Origin of the sequence: Paenibacillus sp. LPE1-1-1.1 (genome assembly GCF_040676435.1) — a bacterium.
In the GTDB taxonomy this organism is placed as follows: domain Bacteria; phylum Bacillota; class Bacilli; order Paenibacillales; family Paenibacillaceae; genus Pristimantibacillus.
This window is the reverse complement of sequence record NZ_JBEGHY010000044.1, coordinates 346,313-359,417: the sequence shown is the minus strand read 5'-3', so window position 1 is coordinate 359,417 and position 13,105 is coordinate 346,313. Positions and strand designations below refer to the sequence as shown.

Below are 13,105 nucleotides of genomic sequence, written 5' to 3'. Positions count from 1 at the left end.
CTTTGGAGCTGCCTTTTACGTTTCGTTAATTAACCTTTCACCGCTCCGGCAACAACGCCCTTAACGATGTATTTCTGCAAGAAGATAAACACGACGATCGATGGGAGCACGGCCATAACCATGGCGGTCATTGCATACTGCCAGTCGGAGGTGTATTGACCGACGAAGGTATAGGCAGCAAGCGTTAACGTTTTGGTATCAGGCGAGCCGTTAACCATAAGAAGCGGCAGCAGGAAGTCATTCCAAATCCACATCACGTCGATGATGATGATTGTCGTTGTAACCGACTTCAGCAGCGGGAAGATCACGAGAAAGAACAATTTGAAGCCGGAAGCGCCGTCAATGGTCGCGCTCTCGTCAATTTCCTTCGGGATGCCCTTCACGAAGCCGTGATAAATGAAGACCGCGAGCGGAGCGCCAAAGCCCCAGTAAAGAATACCGAGTCCCCATGTGCTCTCCGATAGGTTTAAATCCTTCGCCAATTGCAGCACGGTAAGCATGATTGACTGAAACGGAATGAGCATCGGCATGATGCACACGAGATAAAGCAGCGCGCTCCAGCGCGTTTTCGTTCTGGCCAGCTTGTAAGCGGCAATGGAGGAGACGAGAATGATGCCCGCCAGTCCCACGGTTGTAATAATGAAGTTGTTAAGAAACAGCTTCGGATAGTTAATAAACGACCAAACATAAGAATAGTTTTCGAATACGAGCTGCTTTGGCAGGGCAACGACGTCGGTCATGACCTCGCCGAAGCTTTTGAACGAGTTGTTGATGGCCAAGAACAACGGATATAGAAACACGAGCGAGAGGAGCACCATGACGATCTCCAGTACAATGCGTCCGGCTCTTGCTTTGTTTTGCGTTTTCATCAGGCTTCAACCTCCCTGCGTTTGAAGAGCGTCAATTGAATGATCGTTACGACTAATACAGCCACGAATAAGATAAGCGCTTTTGCCGTTCCGTAGCCGTAAAGATTGTTTTGGAACGTATCTCTATAAATGTCATACGCAATACTGTACGTCGTACCGCCAGGCCCGCCGCCAGTCAAGGATAGAATGACATCGAACACCTTGATGGAGTTGGTTAAAGCCATAAATACCGAAATCGTAATCGATGGCGCAAGCAGCGGCAGCGTAATGCTGAAGAAGCGTCTTACCGGGCCTGCTCCGTCAACCGTTGCAGCTTCCTTCAAATCGTCAGGTACGGACTGCAATCCGGCAATGTAAATGACTAAATAAAAGCCGATCGACTGCCAGATGGATACGAGCAGGATCGAGACGAAGGCAAGCCCCGGCTCCCCGAGCCAGCTAAGATCGAAAATTCCCCAGCCTGTGCTCTGCGCAAGCGATTCGAAGCCTTGCATGAAAATGAATTTCCAGATAAAGCCGACAATAACCAAGCTGAGAATATAAGGGATAAAGAATGCGGCACGCAGCCACGACGAGGTTCTGAGCTTCATATCGAGCACGACAGCAAGCAAAATCGCCAGAACGTTTACAATGACGATATACAATACCGCGTATTTGATCGTGAACCATGCGGAGTTTGCAAAGTTCGTGTCGCCCATGAAAATTTGCTTGAAGTTATCAAGTCCAACAAACTTTGGATGCTTGGAAATCCCGTTCCATTTGGTCATGGAATATCGAATGGTCATCGCGAAAGGAATGTAAAACGCGATGGCGATACAAATTAATACAGGCAAGGTGAAGATGCCGAATTCAAGCTTTTCGCCCCATTTTCTACCTAATGCTTTAAACATCATTGCACCTCTTCTCTAAGGAGTTCATCTAAATTTATATTTTAAAAAAGCAGGATTAGCTATAATGTGTATTATAAATCAGCCATCCTCCCCGCAAAAATGGATTTAAGAAATCAGTTAGGGGTAAAAAGGTGAACGGAATGCTGCGATGAAAGGATGAGAAACTTATTATAAATAGAGCGTTTAAAGCAGCGGCGGCAATGGCAGAGCGCGTGAATAGACGTCTGGTGAACAAGCTTATTTTGCTTTTCACGACCATTATTATACTCGTTGTCGCGTCGTTGACTTTTATTTCATATCAGATGTTCCAGAAGGAATCCGTGACGAACAGCATTGCCAGCACATCCAACAACCTGCTGCTCGTCAATCAGAATATGGAGGATTATTTGAAGGGAATGGAGCAGCTTTCGCTGCCGCAAATCCGGTTCGACGAGATTACGTATGCCATCATGCACGAATCGGAGGACTATGCTTCGAAAATGTATTTGGAAAACTATTTGCGTCAGCTTTATTATTCCCGGAATGACCTTCAAGCGATTTATCTCTACGTCGTGAAGGAGAAAAAATATTATTCTATTTCCCAGGAAAACTATAATATATCGGTGCGAACGGGCACGGAGCCGGGGATTCCTGAATTGTCGTGGTATTCGAAGGCAATGGAAAGCCCCTTTAACCGCTCCTATCAGTCCTTTGTAGAGCCGGAGTCTGAGGTAGGCTATCCGGTTCAGACAGCAGACACCTTTATGGCTTATCACAGGGTGCTGCGCTCAATAGTATCCAGGCAGCCGCAAGCCGTTTTGTCTTTTTATTTCGATTCTTCGGTGAGCGATGAGATCCTCAAGGACATTCCTTTTGACGAGGGCCAGCATTTATTGTTTTTAAGCCCGGACAACGAACCGTTTTATTCGGATGACAAAAGCTTTTATAAAAGGGCGGAATCAACGGCTTTGGCGGACAAGCTGACGGATAAGCCAAACGGTCAGCTAACGTGGTCGGAGGCGGGGCAAAAGTATCTTGTCGTCTACGATATCGGGGAGCAGGAGGGCTGGAAGCTCGTTAAGCCGATTCCTTACTCGCAAATTTATGAAGCGGCAAGGACGACGCGGAATTTAAGCTTTATTATCGGCTTTCTGTTCCTGCTGCTTTCCATTATCGTCGTGACTTATTTCTCCAATGCCATTACGAAGCCGCTGCAGAAGCTTTCCTATCACATGAACCGCTTCAGTACGGGCGACTTCGATGCGGAAGCCGAGGTGAAGGGCAGGGATGAAATTGCCTATTTGTCGCGCCATTTCAACCTGATGGTGAGACGTACGAATGATTTGATCAATGAACGCTACAAAATGAAGCTGGTCGAGAAAAATGCGATATTAAAGGCCTTGGAGGCCGAAATTAATCCCCATTTCCTATATAATGCGCTGCAGGCCATATCGACGAAAGCTTTAAAAAATGAACGCTATGACATTGCGGATATGGTGGATGCTTTGGCGCTTACGCTCCGTTACTGCATTAGCGGGAAGGATATCGTACGGGCAAGAGAGGAACTGAAGCATATTGAAAACTACCTGTCCCTCCAGAAGGCTCGCTTCGGGAGCCGTCTCCAGGTGACTTACGAATGGCAGGAATCGATGCTGGAGCTGGAAATTCCAAAGCTGTCGATCCAGACGCTCGTCGAAAATTCGATCAAGCATGCGCTGGAGAAGGTGTCGAGCACCATTGCGATCGATATCCGCGCGGCGATATCCGAATCGCATGCCATCATATCGGTGAGGGATAACGGGCCGGGGTTCTCGCCGGGACGGCTGGAGCAGGTGAGGCAGTCCTTTTTGAATGAGTGGAAGGACCGTGAAGACGAGAATGAGAGTATCGGTCTCGTGAATTTGAATACGCGGCTGAAGCTGCTTTACGGAGACGAAGCCGAACTGGTTATCCATACGGATAAGACAGGCACGGAGATGGAGATGTTATTACCGCTGGGGGGCGTGAGCCATGTATAAGGTACTTATTATTGATGATGAAGAGCCTCTGCGCGAAGCGATTCGCATTTTAGGCGATTGGAAGGGCTTAGGGGTTTCAGAGGTGCTGGAGGCGACGGACGGGAAGGTCGGGCTTGCGATGCTGGCTGAGCACAAAATCGACCTGGCCATGGTGGATATGAAAATGCCGGAGCTGAACGGAATGGAGCTGCTGCAAATCATTGAGCGCGATTATCCCGATCTGCTGACGATTGTCATTAGCGGCTACAACGACTTTGAGTATACGCGTCAGGCCATCCGCTCTAAGGTGGTCGATTATTTGCTGAAGCCGGTCAATCGGCAGGATTTGAATCAATCGCTGCGCAAGGCCATTGATGTGCTGGATGCGAAACGGAAGAAAGAGAGCGATTTTATTAATCGCAATATCACGCTCAATATGTCGCTGCCGCGCCTGAAGGAGAGGGTATATCAATCCATTATCGAACGCAGCTTCAAGAGCCAAACGAATGAAGCGTTCCTGCCTCTAATCGGCGCAGACGATCCCGGCAACCGGTTTACGGCCGTCGTGCTGCGGGTGCTCAATTTGGAGCAGATCAGAAAGCGCCGCTTCCATGAAGACACGGATTTGCTGCATTTTGCGGTCGCCAATGTCATGAATGAAATCGCGGCCGATCATTTTGGGGCATTCAGCTTTGCCAGCCCCAAGCAGGAGCGCGAGCTGATTGCCATTCTTACGATGAAGGGCGGGTATCCGGAGGATATCGCTTACCGCTCCATGCATCAATTGAATAAAGTAGCTTCAACCTTAAAGGAGCTGTTCGGCGTTATCGTAGCCGTAGGTATCGGGCATTCCACGCATGACGCGCTGGAGCTCGCTTCCTCCTATGAAGCTGCCAAAGCGGCAATTAACGGAATCGATCTGCTCAAGCTGAAGGGGGCAACCGTTGCCCTTGCCGCCGATAAAGCGGCTCCGCCGAAGGACAGCCATTCCTTAACGAGCCGGATTCTCGTCATTCGCAGCGCGCTGGAGAGCGGCAACGTACATAATGCCAAAACCATTTTGAGCGACTATGTGAAAAAATGGCGGGCATCGGACCGCTTTAATATCGGAGAAGCGGACCGCGCGCTGCATGAATTCGTCATTTTGCTGAACGATATGGCGATTGAGCTGGGCGTGAACCAAGAGGCACTGCCGCTGGGGGGCGACCATGCGCTGCGGGACATCGGCATTTCTACCGATTTTGCGAACGTTGAGCAGTTCGAGCAGCTATTAAGCGATATTTTAGACTATTTTAGCGGTGAAATTAGGAAGTCCCAAATGACGAATCAGCCTTTCGAAGTAGGGGATATTAAAACCTATATCGACAATCATTACTTTGAGGAAATCAAAATTTCCATGTTCGCGGACAAATACTTTTTGAGCAGGGAATACTTGATGAAGCTGTTTAAGCAGCAGTTCGGTTTCGGTATTCATGAGTATGTACAGAGGGTCCGGATGGACAAGGCGAAGGAGCTGCTGGACGATCCTAACCTGAAGATCCAGGATATTTCGGAAATGCTGGGATATAAGGATAAAAATTATTTCAGCAAAGCGTTCCGCAACTACTATTCGCTGTCGCCAACCGAGTATCGGTCCTCAAAGTGAACGGTCAAATAGTGAACTGCATGCAGCATGACACTTTTTTACCCTTAACTATTCACTTATGTGCATTCTTATCCTATTTCTTTTTCATTACAATAGGCATCGTAGACCACATTCAATGAAAGAAACGGGGGCAATACAATGTTTAAAAGATTTCTGGCACTGTCCGTCAGCCTAGTGCTGATTATCGGAATACTGGCTGCTTGCGGCGGCAACACAAACAATACGACTAACAACGAGGGTGCAAATACCGGTGAAAATACGGAAGCCTCCGACAAGCCGGTCACCATCAACATGTTTACTGCCTCTCCTGAATACACAGATGCTTTCAATGCATACATCGCAGAATACAAAAAAGTAAAACCGAACGTGACAATCAATCTTGAAATTATGCAAGCCGACTATAACACGGTTCTAAAATCGAAAATCGCTGCAGGCAGCACGCCGGACGTGTTCCAAACGACTGCGGGCGGGGATATCGATACTTTTGCAGAATACAGCGCGGATTTGACTAACGAGCCGCTTGCGGCTGCAATGACCGATTCCGTCAAAATCAACATGAGCTCCAAAGACGGCAAGGTGCTTGGCTTCCCTGTCAAAGGCAACCTGATGAACATGGTTTACAACAAAAAGCTGCTTGCTGATGCGGGCATTACCGAAGTGCCAAAAACAACTTCCCAAATGGAAGATGCAATCGCGAAGCTGGAAGCAAAAGGCATCACGCCATTTGCCAACGCTTATAAAGAGTGGTGGGTATGGAAGCATATTTTCCAAAACTTCGTGAACGCGGCTGCTGAAGATGCAGGCATTACGCCAAAAGAATTGGTTGGCAAGTTTATTGCCGGCGAAACAACGTTTAATGATCATCCTGTGTTGAAAGACAACTTCTTCAGCTTCATCGATACGACAGTGAAGCATGGCACAAACAAGCCGCTTGAGCGCGACAGCAATGCTGGGGTAAGTGACTTTGCTTCGGGCAAAGCAGCATTCATGACAGGTAAAGGCGCTTGGGATGAAGAAGCAATCAAAAAAATTACGCCAGACTTTGAGCTTGGCATCGTGGGTTACCCTGTAAGCGAAAAAGCAGAGCAAACGCTGCTCGTAACGGGTGCGGATCAAGCGCTTCGGATTAACAAAGATTCTAAAGTAGTTAATGAAACAATTGAGTTCTTCAACTGGCTGTACACTTCCGATTACGGCAAAAGCTGGTTCTCCAACGTAGCGAAGGTTATTCCTCCAATCAAGGATGCTCCGCTTCCTGAACTGGATATGCCGAAACAAATGGAAGAGATCTTGAAAACAGAAAAATCCGGCGATTTGTCGGTTAACTACTCCCTGGATACGTTCCACCAAAAGTTTGGTGAGTTGATGCAAGCTTATATCGGCGGCAGCAAAACGAAAGACCAAGCCATTGACGAAATTCAAAAAGCTTGGATTCAATTCGGTTCCGCAGAGTAAGCCAATCAATAGGCAATTTCTTAACTCAGCACTTTTACAGTGCTGGGTTAAGTTGTTTTTAGGGGAGATAAAATGGAAATGAAGGATGGGGATACGCGGTGAGCAAACTTATTGAAATCGCAGAAAACGGGCTGCACCTGCAGTTTGAAATTACAAGCAGCGGAGATGTGCTGTTTCTTCATTTTGGCGCAACACCTTTGGCTAAGGACAGCATACAGGAGAAGCAAAAGCCGGGCTTTCGGCTGCTGGAGCTGCAATTAACGGGCGAGGACCGGGCGGAGTACCATGGGCGTACGCATCGTGCTTCTTATCCCGGATTGCGAATGGTATATGTATCGCATGAGGATACAAGGAATGAAGCAGGGCGTAAGCTTGAGCTTGTACTGCGGGATGAAGTCACGGGGGTGAAGGCCGTACAGCATTTCCAGTTCTATGACGGCGTGCAGACGGTTCGCAGCTGGACGGCGCTGAGGAATGAGGGAGCGGCGGATGCAGAGGTGGAATATGTGTCCTCGTTTGCGCTAACCGGGCTCGATAAGGAAGGAAAACAGGACCGCGATGAAAAAATGAGGCTCCATTTGGCGCATAACGGCTGGCAAAGCGAGCTGCAATGGCGCTCCTACAAGCTGCCTGAGCTGGGCATGTCGCATTTGATGGACCGCGGCTCCAAACGCGTATCGTGCAGCAATACCGGCTCCTGGTCAGCGGCGGAGCATATTCCGATGGCCGTTCTGCAAAATGAGGAAGCAGGGACCAGCTTGTTCTGGCAAATCGAGCATAACGGTTCATGGCACTGGGAAATCATTGAACAATCGGATTTGCTGACCGTGCTGATCAGCGGTCCGACAGAGCATGACAACCATTGGTGGCTGAAGCTTGCGCCAGGCGAGGAATTTGTCTCGGTGCCTCTGGCCATCGGTTCGGTTGAAGGCGGCTTCGAAGAGTCGATCGAGCAGCTGACGGCGTATCGCAGATTGATTCGTAGACCGAATGAGGATAACCGGCTGCTGCGGGTTATTTTCAATGATTATATGAACTGCCTTTGGGGTGCCCCTACCACGGCAAAGCTGCTCCCGCTTATTGATGCGGCAGCCGAAGTAGGCTGCGAATATTTCTGTATCGACGCGGGCTGGTACGCCCCGGGCGAATGGTGGGACGGCGTCGGCGAGTGGCTGCCTTCGGAGGAGAGATTCCCGGAGGGCATAAAGTATGTGCTTGATTACATCCGCGGGAAAGGCTTGATTCCAGGTCTATGGCTGGAGCTTGAGGTAATGGGCATTAACAGTCCGAAGCTGGCGGAGACCGACGACAGCTGGTTTTTCATGCGCCACGGTAAGCGGGTTAAGGACCGCAGCCGCTACCAGCTCGACTATCGCAATCCGAAGGTCATTGCCCATGCCGATGAAGTCATCCGTCGTTTAGTCGAGGATTATGGCGTCGGCTACATCAAAATGGATTACAACATCAATGCCGGTATCGGAACGGAAAGCGGGTCCGACAGCTATGGGGATGGGCTGCTTCAGCATAACCGCGCGTATTTAAGCTGGCTAGACAAAACGTTCGCCAAGTATCCGAGCCTGGTCATTGAGAACTGCTCTAGCGGCGGCATGCGCATGGATTATGCGATGCTAAGCCGTCACAGCATTCAATCGACGAGCGACCAAGAGGATTACGTGAAATACGCGGCGATCGCAGCGAGCTCGCCGGCGGCATTAACCCCGGAGCAATCGGCGATTTGGTCCTATCCGCTGCGGGAGGGCGACGATGAGGAAGTTATTTTCAATATGGTCAACGCTCTTTTGCTCAGGGTTCACCAGAGCGGCCATTTGGCGGAGCTCAGCCCGCGGCGCAGGGAGCTCGTCAAAGAAGCTTTGGATTATTATAAAACCATTCGCGGCGATATTTCTTCGGCGATGCCGTTCTGGCCAATCGGACTCCCGACGCAGCAGGATGACTGGATTAGCTATGGACTGCGACATGAGGGCCGCATTTATTTGGCCGTGTGGCGCATAAAGGGAAGCTCCTCTACGGTAAAGCTTCCTTTAGCTAGATGGAAGGGGCAGCAGCTGCAGACGCGGTGCACGTATCCAGCCGAAGCACATGGCACCGAAATGGTATGGCATGAAGCGGAAGGCGTGCTGGAGGTTAGCTTGCAGGACGTGAGAACCGCGAGGCTGATCGAGCTTCGGGTAGGCAAATAAGAAAGGAGCAGTTGAACACGGGATGAATCGTGGTCAGCTGCTCCTTTATTTGTATCATAATGTGTGCAGAATGCTGCTGTAGGCATGAAATGCGAATCAGCTTCTCGTTGCATGAAGCAGGTGCCTTCGGTATGCGGCGCTATTAAAATAGAGGGATAATCTCCCGGTAATTATTCGATTTATTTGTATTTACTGAATTTAACAGGAAAACCTCCTGTTAATTTCAATCGATTCGCGATTTCCTCTTAAAAACACTTAATTTAACGGGAGAATTTCCATCTAAGTGTAGAGCGCAGCACAAAACCATTTATATAACAGGAGAAATTCCTGCTAAATGTGAAAGATCATTTATTAGAAGCAGCCTTCATGAATGTACCCTCAGATGGCATCTGCCAGCATATCCGCATAAAACTCCGCACCATGCGTCTTCAAGTGTACGCCGTCCTTAGAGAAGAAATCCTCTTTTCCTTTGCTTGCGGAATACCAATCCACGACAGTCACATTTTCATTGTTTTTGGCCGTTTCGGCAAGCATTTTATTTACGGTATCCTGCCACTTGCGCGGAACGCGCGTGTTCACCATAATAACCTCGCGGTCATCTCCGACCGCATCGAGCAGGGCATTCATCTGTTTGGCAGTAAAGGAACCGTTTGTGCCAAGCTCAATGATGACCGTCTCTCCAAGCTTGCTGCTCTTTTTTAGCTCATCAATGATCACCGCTGCTTCAGGGAACTGTCTGCCAACCTTGCCGTCTATATGGATGCCTGGCAGCCGTTTTTCAAGATAAGGGCCTGCATCTAATAAAACGGAGTCGCCAATAGCCGTAATTTTATGTGGATTGCCGGAAGCTTCAGGCTCGTTGTCTTCTGAAGGCTTTGCAGTACCGCTGTTGCTGCCCGCAGTTTTATCTGTAACGGGCTTGCCGCCAGCTGTGTCGGTATCTGTATCTGTCTGCTTCGTGCCGCCGTTCACTCCGTTATTCGGAATTTCCGATGGTTTCCCAGCGGATGAAGCGGGATCTTCTAGCGCCGGCGTTGATGTTGGAGCTGTTGTTGTTGTTGTTGTTGGCGTCGGCGTTGGTTTACCCTGCACATTCGTATCATCGGGCTTGGTAACCGTTCCTTCTTGGCTGGCTCCAACGTTTTCTTCCGTATTAGGCTTTGCAGCTGCTTCATTGGATTGGCCGGGCTTCAACGTGCCGATATCGCTGCCGTTGCTGTTTGCCGTTTGCAAATCGACGCTGCTTGTGCAGGACACGCAGGATACGATCAGCACGATGCCTGCGAAATAAGTCGTTGATTTGCGCAATTGCGGCAGATGGAGCAGGGAAGCTTGTTTCTTCAGCAAGGCGAATAAATTGCCCAGCGCGCCATGCCGAATCGGCTCCTCCACAAACCGCCAGGATAGCTCTGCAAGAATAAAGGTAAGCACGACTTGAAGCAGAGCGCGTACGGGATGAAGCTCTCCGCTCTCTGCCGCCGGCGTAGTCAGCACGATAATCGGATAATGGTACAAATAAATGCCATAGGAGCGGACGCCGACCCATGCGAGAGCTTTGCTGCCGATGATCTGTGCAAGCCTGCTTGCAGGATGCGCCATTGCAGCAACGACGGCCGCCGTTGCTATTGCGAGCAGCACCATGCCGCCGCGATAGAGCGAAGCGTCGTATTCACCGGTTTGTCCAATCATAAACAAAATAATGACTAGACCGGCCGTTCCCACGGTATCTAAAAGGAGGCGGCCGCGTACGGAAATTGACGCGGAAAGCTTCCAGCTTGGCCAGACGACAGCAAGCGCCGCGCCGATGAGAAGTGCGAAAGCTCTCGTGTCCGTTCCGTAGTAAACTCGGCTTGGATCCATGCCGGGCTGATAGAGCAGCGCCATGGCGCCGGCAGAGATTGCGGCTGCCGCAAGCGTCCATAAAGCGAGCATGCCGCGTTTCGGAACGAAGCGGATGACGGCGATCAATACCAGCGGCCAAACGAGATAAAATTGTTCTTCGACCGCAAGCGACCATAGATGCCCGAACGGGGACGCGGGGCCGAAGCTTTCGAAATAGGAGACTTCATGAAAAATAAGCCACCAGTTGCTTATATAGAGTAAAGCTGATCCGATATCTCCTTTTAGGGAAAGGAGCCTTTCGGAATCGCTAATCGACAGCCATAAGGAAACAACGGCAATCATGAGGAACATGGCTGGCAGAAGCCGCCTAGCGCGGCGGATAATAAATGTTTTTAAATCAATTGTCTTTTTTTGGCCCAGCTGTTTAAGCAAAATATCGGTGATGAGATAACCAGAGAGGACAAAAAACATGCTCACGCCAAGCAAACCGCCCGGTACGGCTTTGAGGTTTAAATGATAGGCGATTACAGCGAGAACGGCAATTGCGCGCAGGCCATCGAGCCCTGGCATGTATCGGCCGCTGTTGCCGATTGGTTTAGGCATGGCGTACTCCTCCTTCGCAAAACGGGATGGGGAGACTTGCGGCATGGCGGGTTAGACGAAGTACGCGAGATAAGCAGCGGTTATTGCGGATACGGATGGAAAAAATGATGTTCAGCCCCTCTGGATGATAAATCGTTGTAATAGCAATTATAGAGTGAATTTCGGGTGAATTCGTAACAGAACAGTTACAAACGGGTTTCAATTCGGTATCAAATCGGCAGCACACCGGAAACAACAATCTTGAAGGCTGCAAGTGAAAAGAAGTATGAATCGACAGCCGAAGGGAACGGTAACCTTAATGTGATTTTTTGGAGGAGGAAGGTACCCGTGAAAGCTGTAAAAGTAGGATTAGTCTTATTATTGTTAGCTTTAATTTGGACGGCGGGAGGAACAGAAGACGCAGCGGCAGTAAAGGGAGACAGGGACCTTATGGCTGCTTTTGTGCGTAACGGCGATCTTTGGGTAAAGCAAAACAACCAAGAGAAAAAACTGGCCAGCGGGCCCTTTATCCGGAATCCGAGATGGTCTTCTGACGGAAAATGGCTCGCCTTTACGAAAGGAGAATTCGAGAAGGAGCTTTGGGTGCTGGAGCTTCAGACGGCTGGAATCCGTCTTGTCCATCCGGAAGGCGGATCAAATTTCCAGTGGTCGCCGAGCGGAGAGAAGCTGGCATTTCTTATGAACGGCATGCTGCAGTATGTCGATGCAAGAAACCCTGGTACGCCGCTTGGCACAGCGAATGGGATCGGCAATTACTCATGGCTGCCAAGCGGCGGCGGCTTCTTTGCATCCTCGCAGCCGGAGCTGCTGCCAGACGGCTGGACACCGGTCAGTTTATGCCGAATACCGCTGAAAGTGCTCGGAGATCCCAGCCAATATATAACGGTTCATGTGCTGCCAAAGCAGTCCGATGACTTTTTTGCTGTCGGAACGAGTGTGTTCAAATGGTCTGCGGACGGCCGCTGGATTGCTTTTCTGGCTACGCCGACGGCTTCTTTATCGGCTGATAGCAATACTCTGTGCGTAGTTACGGCGGACGGCGTCGTATTTCGAACGCTGGATGAGATGGTGAATAACGCGCGATGGTTTGAATGGGCAGCCCGCGGCGACCGCTTAGCCTATATTGCAGGTGTCGGACGCGAGGCAGTCCGCAATAAACAGCTGAAGGTGCTGGCAGTGACCACGGAGAAAGGGGCTGCTTACACGCCTAAGGGCTTTGTCGATCAAGCGTTGGCATGGCAGGATATGGAGCATGTAGTCGTGTCGAGAGCAGTCGAGTCCAAGGAGGAAAGCGGTCAGTCCGAGCCTTCTTATCCTTATTTAGTAAGAGTAGAGCTGGAGAACGGCAAGCAGAAGCTAATCACGAAGCCTTCTAAAAAGCATGGTGCGTACAATCCGATTGCGCTGCATTCCATGCTGGCTTGGGTGAAATATAACCAGTCTGTCGCAGACGTGATGTTGGCAGATGAGAACGGACGCCGCGCAGCGGCGTGGATCAAACGGATCGACATTGCGGATTCGTATTACGGGCAGTGGAACTGGCCTGTAGTGCTGGCTTTTTATTGCTCGGATTGAAGGTTAATGCAAACGAACGAAAAGGCTGTCCCAAAGGCCAATAGGCCAT

At 49.9% G+C, this 13,105-nt stretch carries 8 protein-coding genes; 5 read left to right on the top strand and 3 right to left on the bottom strand.

Annotated elements, in window-relative coordinates; all coding sequences use genetic code 11:
* Nucleotides 1-29 precede the first annotated feature (29 nt).
* Entirely contained in the window at nt 30-869 is an 840-nt protein-coding gene (locus MRBLPE1_RS28265; RefSeq protein ID WP_364152315.1) for a carbohydrate ABC transporter permease, read from the bottom strand.
* Nucleotides 869-1,759 (bottom strand): carbohydrate ABC transporter permease, encoded by an 891-nt coding sequence (locus tag MRBLPE1_RS28260; protein ID WP_364152312.1) that lies wholly within the window; start codon nt 1,757-1,759, stop codon nt 869-871. Before MRBLPE1_RS28260 ends, MRBLPE1_RS28265 begins: the two co-directional genes overlap by 1 nt.
* A gap of 200 nt (nt 1,760-1,959) precedes the next feature.
* Here MRBLPE1_RS28260 and MRBLPE1_RS28255 point away from each other — a divergent pair, with 200 nt between their 5' ends.
* The 4 genes from MRBLPE1_RS28255 (at nt 1,960) to MRBLPE1_RS28240 (ending at nt 9,036) form a co-directional block, all read left to right on the top strand.
* Nucleotides 1,960-3,756, top strand: coding sequence for a sensor histidine kinase (locus tag MRBLPE1_RS28255; protein WP_364152309.1), 1,797 nt, complete (start codon nt 1,960-1,962; stop codon nt 3,754-3,756).
* Complete coding sequence (locus tag MRBLPE1_RS28250; protein ID WP_364152307.1) at nt 3,749-5,380, top strand: response regulator transcription factor; 1,632 nt, start codon at nt 3,749-3,751, stop codon at nt 5,378-5,380. The genes MRBLPE1_RS28255 and MRBLPE1_RS28250 overlap by 8 nt, the downstream gene beginning before the upstream one ends.
* Nucleotides 5,381-5,518: 138 nt before the next feature.
* Entirely contained in the window at nt 5,519-6,835 is a 1,317-nt protein-coding gene (locus tag MRBLPE1_RS28245) for an ABC transporter substrate-binding protein (RefSeq protein ID WP_364152306.1), read from the top strand.
* Between the two features lie 98 nt (nt 6,836-6,933).
* The gene (locus MRBLPE1_RS28240; protein WP_364152304.1) at nt 6,934-9,036 is read left to right on the top strand and encodes a glycoside hydrolase family 36 protein; all 2,103 of its coding nucleotides are present in this window, start codon (nt 6,934-6,936) and stop codon (nt 9,034-9,036) included.
* Nucleotides 9,037-9,414: 378 nt separating this feature from the next.
* Here MRBLPE1_RS28240 and MRBLPE1_RS28235 read toward each other — a convergent pair whose 3' ends face one another.
* On the bottom strand, nt 9,415-11,481 hold the full coding sequence (locus MRBLPE1_RS28235) for an acyltransferase family protein (protein ID WP_364152302.1): 2,067 nt from the start codon (nt 11,479-11,481) through the stop codon (nt 9,415-9,417).
* 327 nt (nt 11,482-11,808) lie between these two features.
* Here MRBLPE1_RS28235 and MRBLPE1_RS28230 point away from each other — a divergent pair, with 327 nt between their 5' ends.
* Nucleotides 11,809-13,056 (top strand): hypothetical protein, encoded by a 1,248-nt coding sequence (locus MRBLPE1_RS28230; RefSeq protein WP_364152300.1) that lies wholly within the window; start codon nt 11,809-11,811, stop codon nt 13,054-13,056.
* The last annotated feature ends 49 nt before the right edge of the window (nt 13,057-13,105 follow it).